This is a genomic window from Brevibacillus ginsengisoli (assembly GCF_050113715.1).
In the GTDB taxonomy this organism is placed as follows: Bacteria; Bacillota; Bacilli; order Brevibacillales; family Brevibacillaceae; genus Brevibacillus_H; species Brevibacillus_H ginsengisoli.
In genome coordinates, this window is record NZ_JBNJQR010000009.1 from 147,818 (window position 1) to 161,730 (window position 13,913).

Annotated in this window: 16 protein-coding genes; 9 read left to right on the forward strand and 7 right to left on the reverse strand. The window is 45.0% G+C overall.

Annotated elements, in window-relative coordinates:
• Nucleotides 1–80: 80 nt before the first annotated feature.
• From ACQCN2_RS18305 to motB, 5 genes are all read left to right on the forward strand, one after another.
• The gene (locus tag ACQCN2_RS18305) at nucleotides 81–1,829 is read left to right on the forward strand and encodes a methyl-accepting chemotaxis protein (protein ID WP_426930381.1); all 1,749 of its coding nucleotides are present in this window, start codon (nucleotides 81–83) and stop codon (nucleotides 1,827–1,829) included.
• A 29-nt stretch (nucleotides 1,830–1,858) separates the two neighbouring features.
• Complete coding sequence (locus tag ACQCN2_RS18310; protein ID WP_426930382.1) at nucleotides 1,859–2,386, forward strand: YfiT family bacillithiol transferase; 528 nt, start codon at nucleotides 1,859–1,861, stop codon at nucleotides 2,384–2,386.
• Nucleotides 2,387–2,553: 167 nt separating this feature from the next.
• On the forward strand, nucleotides 2,554–5,016 hold the full coding sequence (locus tag ACQCN2_RS18315; RefSeq protein WP_426930383.1) for an exo-beta-N-acetylmuramidase NamZ domain-containing protein: 2,463 nt from the start codon (nucleotides 2,554–2,556) through the stop codon (nucleotides 5,014–5,016).
• Between the two features lie 289 nt (nucleotides 5,017–5,305).
• Nucleotides 5,306–6,109 (forward strand): flagellar motor stator protein MotA, encoded by an 804-nt coding sequence (gene motA / locus ACQCN2_RS18320; protein WP_426930384.1) that lies wholly within the window; start codon nucleotides 5,306–5,308, stop codon nucleotides 6,107–6,109.
• Nucleotides 6,102–6,893: a flagellar motor protein MotB gene (motB, locus tag ACQCN2_RS18325; protein ID WP_426930385.1), complete on the forward strand. Its 792-nt coding sequence runs from the start codon at nucleotides 6,102–6,104 to the stop codon at nucleotides 6,891–6,893. The genes motA and motB overlap by 8 nt, the downstream gene beginning before the upstream one ends.
• A 321-nt stretch (nucleotides 6,894–7,214) precedes the next feature.
• On the opposite strand, the gene ACQCN2_RS18330 is transcribed toward motB, so the two are convergent.
• Nucleotides 7,215–7,694: a low molecular weight protein-tyrosine-phosphatase gene (locus tag ACQCN2_RS18330; protein WP_426930386.1), complete on the reverse strand. Its 480-nt coding sequence runs from the start codon at nucleotides 7,692–7,694 to the stop codon at nucleotides 7,215–7,217.
• 138 nt (nucleotides 7,695–7,832) lie between these two features.
• Here ACQCN2_RS18330 and ACQCN2_RS18335 point away from each other — a divergent pair, with 138 nt between their 5' ends.
• A complete protein-coding gene (locus ACQCN2_RS18335) occupies nucleotides 7,833–8,063 on the forward strand; it encodes a DUF1450 domain-containing protein (protein ID WP_426930387.1) in 231 nt (76 codons plus the stop codon).
• Between the two features lie 74 nt (nucleotides 8,064–8,137).
• Here ACQCN2_RS18335 and ACQCN2_RS18340 read toward each other — a convergent pair whose 3' ends face one another.
• The 4 genes from ACQCN2_RS18340 to sspK form a co-directional block, all read right to left on the reverse strand.
• Complete coding sequence (locus tag ACQCN2_RS18340) at nucleotides 8,138–9,289, reverse strand: tyrosine-protein phosphatase (protein WP_426930388.1); 1,152 nt, start codon at nucleotides 9,287–9,289, stop codon at nucleotides 8,138–8,140.
• Between the two features lie 216 nt (nucleotides 9,290–9,505).
• Nucleotides 9,506–10,618, reverse strand: coding sequence for a site-2 protease family protein (locus ACQCN2_RS18345; RefSeq protein WP_426930389.1), 1,113 nt, complete (start codon nucleotides 10,616–10,618; stop codon nucleotides 9,506–9,508).
• 132 nt (nucleotides 10,619–10,750) lie between these two features.
• Complete coding sequence (locus tag ACQCN2_RS18350) at nucleotides 10,751–11,098, reverse strand: DUF3905 domain-containing protein (RefSeq protein ID WP_426930390.1); 348 nt, start codon at nucleotides 11,096–11,098, stop codon at nucleotides 10,751–10,753.
• A gap of 16 nt (nucleotides 11,099–11,114) precedes the next feature.
• A complete protein-coding gene (sspK, locus tag ACQCN2_RS18355; protein ID WP_426930391.1) occupies nucleotides 11,115–11,243 on the reverse strand; it encodes a small acid-soluble spore protein K in 129 nt (42 codons plus the stop codon).
• 76 nt (nucleotides 11,244–11,319) lie between these two features.
• Between sspK and ACQCN2_RS18360 the strand changes: the two genes are divergently transcribed.
• From ACQCN2_RS18360 to ACQCN2_RS18370, 3 genes are read left to right on the forward strand one after another with little or no spacing between them, the layout of a single operon-like run.
• Entirely contained in the window at nucleotides 11,320–11,598 is a 279-nt protein-coding gene (locus ACQCN2_RS18360) for a DUF3886 domain-containing protein (RefSeq protein WP_426930392.1), read from the forward strand.
• Nucleotides 11,598–11,765 carry a hypothetical protein gene (locus ACQCN2_RS18365; protein ID WP_426930393.1) on the forward strand — a complete coding sequence of 56 codons (168 nt, stop codon included), beginning with the start codon at nucleotides 11,598–11,600 and terminating at the stop codon, nucleotides 11,763–11,765. The genes ACQCN2_RS18360 and ACQCN2_RS18365 overlap by 1 nt, the downstream gene beginning before the upstream one ends.
• A gap of 53 nt (nucleotides 11,766–11,818) precedes the next feature.
• The gene (locus ACQCN2_RS18370; protein ID WP_426930394.1) at nucleotides 11,819–11,995 is read left to right on the forward strand and encodes a hypothetical protein; all 177 of its coding nucleotides are present in this window, start codon (nucleotides 11,819–11,821) and stop codon (nucleotides 11,993–11,995) included.
• Between the two features lie 11 nt (nucleotides 11,996–12,006).
• Here the strand turns inward: ACQCN2_RS18370 and ACQCN2_RS18375 are convergent, their stop codons facing one another.
• Entirely contained in the window at nucleotides 12,007–13,194 is a 1,188-nt protein-coding gene (locus tag ACQCN2_RS18375) for an ABC transporter permease (protein WP_426930395.1), read from the reverse strand.
• The gene (locus ACQCN2_RS18380) at nucleotides 13,181–13,909 is read right to left on the reverse strand and encodes an ABC transporter ATP-binding protein (protein ID WP_426930396.1); all 729 of its coding nucleotides are present in this window, start codon (nucleotides 13,907–13,909) and stop codon (nucleotides 13,181–13,183) included. Before ACQCN2_RS18380 ends, ACQCN2_RS18375 begins: the two co-directional genes overlap by 14 nt.
• Nucleotides 13,910–13,913: the final 4 nt, after the last annotated feature.

Here is a 13,913-nt window from a genome sequence, read left to right on the forward strand (position 1 = left end):
TTCAAATGAACTATAATTAGGGTTATGTCTATGTATTTTATTCCATCGCAGGACTGACATATTAAAGTGAGGGATTACAATTGAAAACGTTGCAGGCGAAGATTCTTATTTTTTTTAGTGTGTTAATTGTTTTAGCTGGAGCCATCTTAAGTTTCGTCATATTCCACTCCTCTTCTCAATTGATTGAGAATTCGGTTGGCACACAGGCCATGAATATCGCCTTGAATGTTAGTCATTCGATTAACGTCGAAGATTTTCAGAAGGTCGCTGAACAGTCACGCAAGGTGAAGGAATTGGGTGGTCCACAGTCTGTGCTACAGATGCCCGAGTATGTACGAATTCGCGAAGAACTAGCAGAACTTAAAAAGATGAATGGACTTAAGTATTTGTACACCATGGCCGAGGCGAGTCCAGGGGTGAATATGTATGTCGTGGATGGCTACCCAATGGATAACAAGGAAGACGCATCGATGCCTGGTGCTATTGAACAAAACTACTATCCCAGTATGGATGCCGCCTTTAAGACAGCTCAGACTCAAATCGGGAGTATGAATAACGATAATTACGGAGCATCCATCTCGACTTATGTCCCAATTGTGGATCAAAGCGGCAAGATGGTTGGAATCGTCGGAGCAGATTTCGATGCAACGAACATTTATCAACTAAACCAGAAACAAAGAGTTCAGATGATGTTGATTACAGGCGGTATTTTACTCTTAACGATTCTAGTGAGCTATATATTTGCCAAATTTTTGGTGAAGCCTTTGCGCAGCTTAACTCAAACCGTAGCTCAGGTTCAACAAGGAGATTTAACGGTTCATTTTGAGAAAGGCGGCAAGGATGAGATTGCACAGTTGGGCTTGGCGTTTGAAGAGATGGTGAATGATCTCAATACCATGATCAAAGGGATTAATCACAACTCTTATAGTCTGACTCAATCTTCCAATGAGCTGGCTGCGAGCTCCGAAACCGCTTCAGATAGTACGAAACAGTTTGTCGATCAGATACAGTCTTTGAAGGAAGATGCTGACAAACAGCTGCGAATCTCGGAAAAGGCGAGCAAGACCTTTAATCAAATGTCAGTGGAGATCAGACACATTGCTGATTCCGCTTTAGATGTGAATCACATGTCTTCATCGGTTGCCTCCCTGGCCGACCAAGGAAAAAATCAGGTAGCTGAAGCCACTAGTCAAATATACGCCATTCAGGAAACGCAAAAAGAGTCGTCCGAATTGATGAGACATCTTGGCGAAAGATCAGCCCATATCATCGAAATCGTTGATGTTATCTCTGGAATCGCGAAGCAAACCAATATGCTTGCGCTTAATGCTTCCATTGAAGCCGCAAGAGCCGGAGAAGCAGGGAGAGGGTTTGCGGTCGTCGCCGAGGAAGTACAGAAGCTTGCGGTTGAATCTGCCGGTGCAGCCAGTCGAATCAATGAGCTCGTACAAGACATTCAAATTGCGACAAAACAAGCAACTGTACAAATGGAGCACTCCACCGAGCAGATTAATCAAGGGGCGGCTGTTATTGATCATACCGGACAATCTTTCTTGTCGATTATCGATGCCGTTCATGAAGTGACCGTTAAAATTGAGGCTGTAACGAATACAACACAAATGCTAGCGTCAAGCAGCAATCAAATGGTTGAATCGTTTAAAGAGGTGGAAGAAACCGCGATGCATACCTCGCAAGCCACAGAGGAGTGCAGTCAGTTCGTCAAGCACGAGTTGGCGGTAGTGGAGGCGATCGAAGCGTCAGCAGAGGAACTTACGGCGATGTCGATACAGTTGCACGAATTAATCAAAAAATTTAAAGTAAGTGAATAAAGTAAAGAATATCTGGAGGTGGCTGTTCAATGACAGATTTACGTTATCCAATCGGGGTATTTGAGTGGAATGGAGAAGTGAACGTCGATCAGCTTCAAACGTGGATTCAAGATATTGAAGAGCTGCCTGTGCAACTCCGTTTAGCGGTAAAGGGTCTAAACAAGGAACAGATCGATACTCCCTATCGAGAAGATGGGTGGACGATCCGTCAAGTCGTTCATCATGTGGCAGACAGCCATATGAATTCCTATATCCGCTTCAAACTGGCGTTAACAGAAGATCAGCCAACTATTAAGCCATATGAAGAAGCGCTGTGGGCAGAACTTGCCGATTCGACAACACTGCCTGTTGAAACCTCGTTGGCGTTGCTGGATGCTCTTCATTATCGCTGGACAACTTTACTCCGTTCGCTGAAACCTGCTGATTTCGAAAGAGCATTTGTCCATCCAGTTAACGGGGTTCTTCTCTTATCGCAAGCTACCGGATTGTACAGCTGGCATGGAAGACACCATCTTGCTCATATAAATAATCTAAAGGAACAACTGGGCTGGGATTAACATTTTGCAGAAATCGTATATCGGCACAAGAAATAATCCAAAAGACCCGCGTTATTTCGCGGGTTTTTATTTGCCAAATACCTGAATGGGGGTTATATTTGACGGTGTTGGTATTACTGATTCGTCAGAAGATTTGAAACAAAACTTGACTGAAAGGAAGAGCAGCGGTGAAGAGATTAGGTGCGGTGAGAAGAATTACTGCCTTTTTAGTATTTATTACTTTGCTTGTGTTAACCGTGAACCTCCAGACGAATGCAGCAACACCTAATGTGAAGTTAGGGGACGATCTGCTCTTAACGAAATACCAGAGCTGGATTGACGGAAAAAAACTGGGGCTCGTCACGAATCAAACAGGAGTCAACAGTAAGGGACAAAGTATGGTGCAGATCTTGTCACAGTACCCGCAAGCCTCACTGAAGGCTCTCTATACTCCTGAGTATGGCTTAGATGGTAAAAAGACACCTGGAACCTATGTCGCGTCGTACACACATCCGGAACTCAAAATACCTGTCTATAGCTTATACGGTGAGACGAGGATGCCTAATGAGGCAATGCTGAAGGATATAGATGTCCTGCTGTTTGATCTGCAGGATATTGGTGCGCGAAGCTATACGTACATCTCAACCCTGCAATACTGTCTTGTCGCAGCCGAAAAGTATCATAAAGAACTGATTGTGCTGGATCGCCCCAACCCGCTTGGAGGCTTAATTGTAGATGGACCTTTACTTCAAGACGGCTATCAGTCCTTCGTAGGAGTCGATAACATACCGATGGCTCACGGGATGACGGTAGGAGAGCTGGCCCAGTTTTTTAACCGCAAGATCGGAGCCAATCTTCGAGTTGTTCCGATGGAGGAGTATACTCGAACCATGAATTATCAAGACACGGCACTGCCTTGGGTGCCAAGCTCACCGGACATTCCTCATTTGCAGGCAGTAGAGGGCTATATGGCTACGGGATTGGGCGAGGGGACAGGTATTTATCAAGCGGATTCTTATCAATGGGTGGGTGGCAAAGGAATTAATTCCGATCAATTTGCCAATCAGTTGAATCAATATAAGCTTCCGGGTGTAACCTTTTTGCCGGAGAACCGTGGAAGAGATGGTGGAGTACGTCTTAGAATTAATGATCCTCATTCCTTTAATCCGGCCAAAACAGGAATCTATGTGCTGGCAACCGCGCATCAATTGAACCATTTTTCGATTCCGAAGAGCACGGGAAAAGGGATCGTCATGTTTAATAAAATCATGGGGACCAACCTCATTGGACAGCTGCTCGAAAAGGGGTATACCCCTCAGCAGATCGAATCACAGTATGCAAAAGAATTGGAACAGTTCAAAACGTTACGAGCACAATTTCTCATTTACGGAAATGTGAATGTTCAGCCTGGCGGCGTAGCCAAGGCGAGAGTTACACTCCAAGGTGCGGTTAATCAAGGGAAGGATACCTTCATTCCGATCAATAGTTTGTTAACGGAGCTCGGATATGAAAGCCATTGGGATCAAACAGCAAAACAGCTTGTAGCAACGAAGCCGGATAAGCGAATTGTCGTGGAGACGGAGTCTAATCCGATGCTGATCAGCGTCAACGGTCAATATCTCGACACCCAGTCCGCCGGGCCACGTTTCATCAACGATTCACTCTGTGTCCCAGCCAGCTTGGTTCCCGCTCTGGATCATCTTCAGGCGACACCAGATATTCAGGGGGCCGTCCAATGGGAGGGTGATCATGAGGTGATTCGTTTTGTTACTCCTATGAATGAGGAGAATGCTGTAGCGGATACCGTGACAGATGTATCACCCAAGGAAGCGCCTCCCGTTGTCCAACCGCCGAATAAGAACACGCAGCCAGCGCAACCGCCTAAACCTACGCCAGCCCCACCAACATCGGGCACAGCTGCAGTCCAACCTAAACCAGCTGTACAACCACTAAACCCGAATGAAAAGGTGGCGTACTTAACCTTCGACGATGGGCCGTCACGGGTTACTCCGGAGGTTCTGGATATTTTGAAGCAAAATAAGATTCAGGCGACATTTTTCCTGGTGGGAAAAAATATCAAAGGGAACGAAGCGCTTGTGAAGCGAATGATTGCGGATGGTCATGCCATCGGTGGACATACGTACTCACATGATTATCAAAAGATATACCATGATCCCAAAGCTTTTCTAGCGGACTTGGACGCGGGCCTCGTAGAAATCCAGAAGGTTCTCGGTACCAAACCGACGATGATACGATTCCCCGGTGGAAGCAACAACACGGTGAGCAAGAAAGCGCAGGACCCTCGCTTCTATCCGAAGGGTAAATGGATTATGACCGATCTGGTAGAGGCGGTCACGGCCAAAGGGTATCAATATTTTGACTGGAATGTCAGCTCTGGAGATGCCAGTGGTATTCACTATACAGCTGATGAGGCATTCAATTCTGTAAAACAAAGCAGTCATAACAAAAGAGAACTCGTCATTCTTTTGCATGATGCCGTTGGGAAACAGAATACGGCCAAAGCGCTTCCAAATATTATTGCCTATTTAAAATCTCAAGGGTTTACCTTCAAGACATTACAGCCAACCACTCAGCCGATTATGTTTCTTAAAACCAAATCCGCACAAACAACTAAGCAGGCTACCCATTAACGGGTGCCTGCTTTTCGATTCCTTGGGAATTCGCTAACGTAAGGGGGTTCATTCACCCCTTTGATGCTGGGGTTTCATGACAGACAGGAAAAAAGTAGCGTACCCTCTGTAGGGATATGGTATTATTTTGGTAGACAAAATTTTTCAGAATCTATATTTTTCGGCCCAAAAAGAATATATTTTCGACAAATTACCAACTAACTCTTATTATTGTTACGCCAAATTCCGAAACCAATAATATGAAGTTCTTATACGTCAATTATACTACGCAGATATAGGGGTTGTAGAAATGGAGAAATCGTCGTATATAGGTCTCGCTTTAGGCTTTCTTGCCGTAGGCGTGGGGATGGTGCTGAAGGGTGCCAGCTTGTCATCGCTCGCCAACCCGGCGGCGTTCTTGATCATTATCGTAGGAACGGCTGCAACACTTTTCATCGGGTTTCCGATGGCAGAATTGAAGAAGTTTCCGAAGCTGCTAGGGATCATTTTTAAGGAACAACAATTGATCCAGAAAAGGGAGCTCATTAATCAATTCATGAACTGGGCGTCCATTGCCCGCCGTGAAGGACTATTGGCTTTGGAGAATACTTCAGATGAGATTCAGGATCCTTTTTTGAAGAACGGGATGAAAATGATCATCGACGGTGGAGAACCTGAGTTTGTGCGTGATGTACTGAACGAAGAAATTTCGGCGATTGAAGAACGTCATCAAGCGGGAGCGCTTATTTTTACCCAAGCAGGTACATATGCTCCAACCCTCGGGGTATTGGGTGCCGTAGTAGGTTTGATTGCAGCTCTCGGTAACTTGAACGATGTAGAGAAACTGGGTCACTCCATTGCTGCAGCTTTTATCGCGACTTTGTTGGGTATTTTTACTGGTTATGTGTTATGGCATCCATTTGCCAATAAATTAAAACGAAAATCCAAAAAAGAAATTGAAATCAAAAAGATCATGGTCGAAGGACTTTTGTCTATTCAAGCCGGTGTTTCACCTGCGGCAATTGAACAGAAGCTGCTTGTCTATATTCCAGTACGTGAACGCACCGAAGAAAAACCGGAGAATAAGGAAGAGGGTGTTGGCGTGAATGGCTAAGAAGAAGAAGCACGCCCAGCACGAGGAACATATGGACGAAACCTGGCTCATTCCTTATTCTGACCTTCTTACCTTGCTGCTCGCTTTGTTTATCGTATTATTCGCGTCCAGCCAAGTAGATGCGAAGAAGTTTGACCAGTTAGCTCAGTCACTAAACGTGGCGCTAAACGGAGGGGTTAGCTTTTTTGAGCAACCGGCTCCTGTGAAAACACCGGAGACAACTCCACAGACTACCCTGCCAGAGAAACAACAACCGAAAAAAGATGAGACTCAACGTGAGAAAGAGCAACGTGAGAAGTTCCAGCAGGAAACAGAAAACCTAAAGAAACTTCAACAGTCCATTGACGCCTATATCATACAAAATAAGCTGACGGACAAGCTGCAAACCAAATTATCTGATCAGGGCCTGTTGATCACCATCCTGGATAATGCGCTGTTTGCATCAGGAAGTGCCGAGGTAAGACCAGATGCCAGAAATCTGGCTAAGGAAATATCGGGGATGCTGCAACAATTTCCACGACAGGTGATTGTCTCCGGACATACGGATAACGTCCCGATTCATACGAGCGAGTTTCCATCCAACTGGGATTTAAGCTCCAAGCGCGCGCTTAATTTCATGAAGATCTTGCTGGATAACTCAACGTTGGATCCTCGGAAATTTAGTGCGACTGGCTTTGGTGAGTATCATCCAATCGCAACGAATGATACACCAGCAGGACGGGCCAAAAACCGACGCGTAGAGGTATCTATCCTCCGTGAGACGCCAGCGCCAGTCCAACAATAAATGAAACTCGGCTTGCCGTCGCCAGTGGCGAAACAAAGCCGAGTTTTTTATTTTATATTGGAAAATTTAATTGCTTTGCGGTAGTAAAGGAATTAAACTTTCCTTCCATTCGCGTAAGCCCACCAAGAAAAGATTTCGTCCGCTCGAAGCTCATTTTAAGCGAAACCGAGCGCAGAGAACGTAGGAAAGAAAAGAGTCGGCATTTTTGCATCAGACTGAGAAGCGAAGTGATTTTCTTGTCGACTCCCTTCCGGAGTGAACAGAGCGGACACCAAATGCTACGCGCGAGCTTAAACAGAGCACAGAGGGACGATGTCTTGTCTACAGCCCATGTTCCAGCCGAATTTTCTCCAGCAGCCCGCGGCATCCTTCTTCTACCAGGGAGTACACGTAATCAAACCGCTTTGTGTAATACGGGTCCTCAATGTTACGTTCTGGTTGTTGGGGAGCGAAGTCCATCAGGCGATGAAATATGCCACGAACGCTTTGGTCTCGGGTAGTGATTAATCGATGGAGATTGGCTAGGTTTTCTTCATCCATGCCAATAATATAATCAAACTGCTCAAAATCACTCGATTTCACTTGGCGGGCACGGAGGGTATCATAAGCGATTTGTTTAGTGGCAAGCACCTTCTGGGTTCCCGCATGTGGAGGTTCTCCCGCATGCCATCCCCCTGTCCCCGCCGAATCAATGGAAATCTGTTCGCTTAATCCAGCCAGCTGCACCTGATGACGAAATACGGCTTCTGCCATGGGAGAGCGACAAATATTGCCCAGACAGACAAATAATACGTGTATCAATCGAAATGACACTTCCTTCCATTCGTGTATTCCCGTATGTAGGTTGTTATTCCTATTGTACAATTGGCAGAGTTTACTTGCTACAAGGAATAAAACCCGCTATAGTAGAAGTGTCTATAGAAGAAAGGAACATACTTCATGGCTAACGATATTCGAATTTGTGATTTGTGCAAAGGTTACCAAGCAGATAAATTTGCCAAGCGCCTGGAAGAGATGGTGCCCGACGCCACTGTGGAAATTGGCTGTCAAAACATGTGTGGACACTGTTTGAAGCGCGCTTTTGTTTTCGTCAATGGACGATGGTTTATTGGAGAAAATGAAGAAGAACTCATTACGAAAATGCAACCGCGAATCAAAAAGAGCAGATAATAGCGTGGAAAAAAGAAACCGGACCAATTTCGTTTGCGGGGAAATTGGTCCGGTTTTTTTCGTGATGGTTAACACTACTTTTCTAACAAAGCATCTTGTAATTGCTTTCGTTTTTTCTTGGTTAATCCGAGCTCTTTTTCCAAGTATTTATCGACAGAACCATACTCGTTCTTGATTTCATCCAAAGCTGCTTGCAGATACTCTTTTCGCACTTCCATGATGGCTGTAAATATTTCTACACTGATTTCATCCTTCAAATACGGTTTAATTGCAGCTATTGCTTTTTTATTAGCTTCTGCACGATATTCGTTACTCAGCAGGTAGTCTTCCATGACCGTATCCTCAGGTACGCCAAGAGCAAGTAAAAGGAGAGCAGACCCAAGTCCGGTTCGATCCTTACCAGCGGTACAGTGTTGCACCATTGGCAAATTATCCGCATTCTCTACCATCTCAAACAGACCGGAATATGCGTCTCTTGAGTGAACCATCTGTTTGTTTAACTCTGTGAGATACTCTCCTGGTTTACCTAACGCAATCAAGCTGCCGCTTTGAAGCAGTTTGCTCATATCGGGGGAAGTACTCTTGCTCATGTCTACAGGAATTCGTTCATATATGATTCCGTCTAGTACGGGGTCTGGTTTCTTCGCTACTTCATCATCACTTCGATAATCTGCGATCAATTTCAAACCGGAATTTTTTATGTATTTCTGATCTGCGTTAGTCAAACCAGCCAATTCATCGCTTCGAAACAAAACGCCCCATTTGACCGTACGCCCATCATTGGTTTTATAACCACCTAAATCGCGATAATTAGGAACACCCTGTAGAGACACACGTCGCTCAGCTACGGTGATAGAGGCACCATCCGCTGTTTCAATGTAAAAATATGGTCTTGCCTTTGGGTTAGGATTTTTGATAGTAATGGATGAATTCTTGGTTTTTTTGAGTAGTTTACCCTTCTCTTTAATGTTGGTTGGTGAGGTAGACCAATAAATTTTGGCCTCGCCTGAGTTTTTCTTGCTGGATACCCAAGAAATCTTCAGCTTGCCGTTTGAGAGGCTTTCAACATTGGCGCTTTGCAATTTTTTGTTTTGCACTACTACGGATTGCTCGGATGCATAGACTGTTGCGGTGCCGGTCAAAAGAGGTGAATAGTTTCCACTAAACAAGATGGCAGATGCCAGCGTTACGGAGAATGCGGTTGAAGCTAATTTTCTGTTTCGCATGATTTCGTCACCTATCCCATAATTTTTTAGTCAATATTTGAGTTTTCTGACTAAAGTTTGTATATGAGCAGAATACTGAACGAATATTTTTTGTGTATGAAAGAGTTGTAAAGTTATGGTTAATAGGTGAAAAACTAGACTTAATGAAAAATTAAATTCGGGATAATATGCAAGAAAGACCTTCATTGATTGAAGGCCTTTCCTTTAGATCTAAAACTAGCGCACAATCTCATGCCCATACAACAAGCAAAGCGAGAGTACACCCATCAAGCCCAGGTAGGCGACGAGAACCTTCCATTTGGTTGAAGTTGGAGATTGATAGTAGGTTCTTAAACGATGCAATTGTTCGTCAATTTGGGCCAGGCGTCCATGTGAATGGCTGATCGTTTCGGTTAGCAACGGCGATGGTATGGGGTCAAGTGGATTTCCTTCCATAAACAACACGGGCATCCGCTCCCATTGTGAAAACAACTCCCATCGATTCTGAGCAAATTGGCGATCAATTCGGCGTTTATCCATCTCAAACCGTTTGTTATCATCGATAAAGGGAATGAAAAAACGGCGTTTCGTGCTTGGACTTGACAGGAATTGAAATTGCAATTCCGCTCGTTTATCACCCAATGAATAGTGGGAGGACCAGCTTTGCACATCTCGGATGAACGCTAGCAGCTCCTGCTTTTCATAAGATAATACCTTGTGTTGATAGCTTTCTCTTACACGATTCCACCAGGTGATCAAGCCCAGGATAAAAATCATGAATAACAGCGGGTTAGGGGAGAAAAACAAGTAAGCTCCCAGTATACACAGTCCGATAAACCAAATTTTGGTAGACAATACAGCCACGATCCTACCGCCATCCAAAGGCGATACGGGAATCAAGTTGAAGAGATTAATGGTGGCGCCAAGAAAGATCAGCAAGCCCCAAAAAGAGTTGTGGGTCCACCAATAAAGCGGTATGGCAGGCAGAAACGACAGCAAGCCGGCAAAAGGCCCACCATACGCGATATAGCTTTCGGTGGCCGCATCCCGAGGCTGCTCTTTCATCGAGATGAAGGCGCCGACAAACGGGATGAATACAGCCGGGGAGGTCTTGATTCCTCTTTTCTTGGATGCTACCAAATGTCCCATCTCGTGCACAAAGATCAGATAGACGATAGCCACAGCGAATTTCCAACCGTAAATGACCGCGTATGCCCCAAGACTGACGATCATGGATATGAGTGTTGTACCAAATTTGGAGAATTTCAACAAAGCAATCAACCATTTGAAGTTTGCAGCCAGAAAGGCGCCGATTGCCAAAAGAGCCGATTTATTTTTAGGTTTATTCATGTAATGAGAGTCAACTCCCGTTCATCAATCAACTGCTTTCAATAGTATATACGACCGATGGAGGGAATAGTTGCGCACAAATAGGCGTCCATCTATCTGTATAAATAGATGAAGACGCCTACGAATTGATCATTAATCATTCTTGTGGCTTACATCCTTCGTAGGATGCATGAATGGAGCTGCCTTGGGAGGAATTCCTTCAAGGATTTCACGATTTTCGGTCGTATTCCAGCCAATATCATTTGTCGGATGAACCCATCGGTCACCCGCCATGACAGAGGGGTCGGTCTCTGTGCTCCACTGATTAAGAGGAGATTGGGAGGAGTCATAAAAGCTGTCGCCAATCACCACGCCAAATTCGTTCACGAACGGTAATTGCATTTGGCGGTTCGACTGTTTAAAATCAGGAGCGTCTATTTGATGAGGAAGTGTACCGTCAATGGAGACGTTAGGCACTTTCTTCGTGGATTTATCCTTCATGATGATTCCTCCGACGCTATCTGTTTTCTTTTAGCCGTTCTTGTGGTTCACTATTGATGGAGCCATTCGAGCGAACAGCCTCCGATTGCGCTTTTGGTCCGCGAATATCAGCCGTTTTTCCAAAGTCTTTTGCTTTATTACGCATTGTGCAAGCCTCCTCTCTTGGATGCTTGTAGTATAGCCAGAATGCATGATGAATAACACGAAAGGGGATAACGAAGATGGCCAAGAAAAAAACAGCCCATCACGCAAGAAAAGCACAGAACAACCCAGAAGCAACTACAGAAAACAAACCAGTCAACAGCCTCAAAGACATGCTGAATGACGATATGCTCAGCAAGCTGAAGAGTATCGAGAAGGATTTGAAAAACGCGAAGGAGCAAGAAGCGAGGGAAGAGGCTGAACGTCGCCAACGTGAAAAGGAAGAGCGCGAAAAAAATAAATCGTTCGCCGAGCTCTTGGAGGAATATGACAAAAAATCAGGCGGCAAGTTCGCATAATGAGTGAGTCATTTCAAGCGAATAAAGGACGGCCAGACACTTCGAAAAACGGAAGAATGAAGAAAAATCAGCTCCAACTAAAAGACGAAGCTGTTCGCGAACGAGGACGGAGTATTCTAAGCAGATTAGGCAAAACGCAATCGGACAAGTTACCAGAAAAGGAATAAACGAATGAATCCCCCCTTTTTCCCATATATGTAGTGAGAAGGGGGGATTCGTTATGGGCCTGTTCATCCTGATCGGGAGCTTGTTGCTGATGATCATCGGTACATGGAAATGTATCGGAATACTCAAAGCAGGAGAAGCCGATCAAAAAGAAAAGTACATATGGGCAGGAATTACCGCATTGGGAATCATCCTGTTCTTCCTGTTGAAAGTTCTTTGGGAATCCCCTTGAATGTTTATCTGTTATTCATAGCGAAGCGCTTCAATCGGATCCAGCTTCGCCGCTTTGTTCGCGGGATATAGCCCGAAGAAGATACCGATGGCACTGGAGAATCCAAAAGCAATCAGTACACTGCTCCACGAAATCAATGGAGGAAGCTTTGCAAAGTAGGAGATGGCGGCACCACTGGCTAGTCCAATCGCAACCCCAACCGCTCCGCCAATCAGGCAGACAAGCAGGGATTCGATCAAAAACTGAATCAGGATATCTTTACGTCTGGCACCTAATGCCTTGCGAATGCCGATTTCCCTGGTTCGTTCAGTGACCGAGACCAGCATGATGTTCATTACGCCAATCCCGCCGACAAGCAAGGAGATTCCGGCGATAATACTAAAGACAATGGTTAGAATGCCTGTCACTTGGTTCACTGATTCTACACTCTGTTCCATACTATATGTCGAGTAGAAATCCTTATGGTCATGTTTGCGATTGAGGAATTGCTTGGATTGTCGCATCGCGTCCTCCAAGGTTTCCTTGGAAGTGGCTTTCCCCATAAGAGAAGGAACCATTTTCATGTCTTTATATAAGGATAAAAAGGCGCGAGTAGGAATATAACCAGTCCCACGACTGTGATCAAAGACGAATTTATCCTCCTTGGTCAGTCCAATGATAACGAAGGAAGTTTGACTAATCTTCATCCTTTGCCCAATGGGGTTTTGCTTACCAAAAAGCTCTTTCGCCAGATTCTCATCAAGAACTACTACAGAACGCCCTTCTTTATCATCTGCCTCGTTAAAGAATCTCCCTTTCGTAACGTGAATATTGGCTTGAATGGACAAGAAGTCTGCCCCCGTACCAGTGAGAGATGCTTTCATACTTTTCTTTGGGCCGTGAAAGGTTGGCATTGCATTACTCAATGGAACGATATGCTCAATATACGGACTGATTTTGCCGAGAGTTTCGGCATCCTCAATGGTCAGATCGTAATCCTTCTGCTCCTCTTGAGAATCGTAAGCGGTATAGACGCTAAAGATATTGGCACCCATTTTTTCCATTTGACTCAAGATTGCTTGTTGTCCGCCTTGGCCTAGGGTAATTACGGTGATGACGGAAGCGATCCCGATGATTATCCCCAGCATAGTCAGCCCGGACCGAAGCTTATTCGACCAAACTCCGTCAAATGCAATACGTAAGGACTCAATCCAGTTCACAATCTGCCACCTCCTGAGAAATAGAAGCGATTAGGCGATCGTGTACGGGCTCATCAGCGATTACCCTTCCGTCTCTAAATGTTACAATCCTTTCGGCATACTGAGCTATGTCAGGTTCGTGAGTCACCAAGAGAATCGTCACTCCTTGTTGATGGAGTTTTTGGAAAATCGCCATGATTTCCAGACTAGAACGGCTATCCAGATTACCAGTCGGCTCATCCGCAAGCAGAATGGCGGGCTGATTAACGAGTGAGCGCGCAATGGCTACCCGCTGTTTTTGTCCACCTGATAATTGGTTGGGTTTATGCTCCAGGCGATGCTGCAATCCAACCTGAGTTAATGCGTCCACTGCTCTTTTTTTGCGTTCGTTTCCATTAAGCCCGGCATATAACATCGGCAATTCAACATTTCGCAAGGCAGTCACCCGAGGAAGCAGATTGAAGGATTGAAAAATAAAGCCGATTTTCTGATTGCGAACCTGCGATAATTGATTTTCATTTAGCGAAGTGACATCGATTCCATCCAAAAAGTAATGACCTGAAGTGGGTCGATCCAAACAGCCCAGCATGTTCATAAAGGTTGATTTGCCGGAACCGGACGAACCCATGATGGCGACGAATTCCCCAGATTCTACGGATAGTGAAACATTTTGCAGGGCGTGCAACTCTGTGCCCCCTGTACGAAAAACTTTGCTGATTTCCTCCACTCTAAGCATGAAA

Coding starts and splice junctions, on each gene's coding strand:
- ACQCN2_RS18310 (WP_426930382.1), top strand. CDS start 1,859: ATGACAGATTTACGTTATCCAATCGGGGTATTTGAGTGGAATGGAGAA.
- motA (WP_426930384.1), top strand. CDS start 5,306: ATGGAGAAATCGTCGTATATAGGTCTCGCTTTAGGCTTTCTTGCCGTA.
- motB (WP_426930385.1), top strand. CDS start 6,102: ATGGCTAAGAAGAAGAAGCACGCCCAGCACGAGGAACATATGGACGAA.
- ACQCN2_RS18335 (WP_426930387.1), top strand. CDS start 7,833: ATGGCTAACGATATTCGAATTTGTGATTTGTGCAAAGGTTACCAAGCA.
- ACQCN2_RS18340 (WP_426930388.1), bottom strand. CDS start 9,289: ATGCGAAACAGAAAATTAGCTTCAACCGCATTCTCCGTAACGCTGGCA.
- ACQCN2_RS18345 (WP_426930389.1), bottom strand. CDS start 10,618: ATGAATAAACCTAAAAATAAATCGGCTCTTTTGGCAATCGGCGCCTTT.
- ACQCN2_RS18350 (WP_426930390.1), bottom strand. CDS start 11,098: ATGAAGGATAAATCCACGAAGAAAGTGCCTAACGTCTCCATTGACGGT.
- sspK (WP_426930391.1), bottom strand. CDS start 11,243: ATGCGTAATAAAGCAAAAGACTTTGGAAAAACGGCTGATATTCGCGGA.
- ACQCN2_RS18360 (WP_426930392.1), top strand. CDS start 11,320: ATGGCCAAGAAAAAAACAGCCCATCACGCAAGAAAAGCACAGAACAAC.
- ACQCN2_RS18365 (WP_426930393.1), top strand. CDS start 11,598: ATGAGTGAGTCATTTCAAGCGAATAAAGGACGGCCAGACACTTCGAAA.
- ACQCN2_RS18370 (WP_426930394.1), top strand. CDS start 11,819: ATGGGCCTGTTCATCCTGATCGGGAGCTTGTTGCTGATGATCATCGGT.
- ACQCN2_RS18380 (WP_426930396.1), bottom strand. CDS start 13,909: ATGCTTAGAGTGGAGGAAATCAGCAAAGTTTTTCGTACAGGGGGCACA.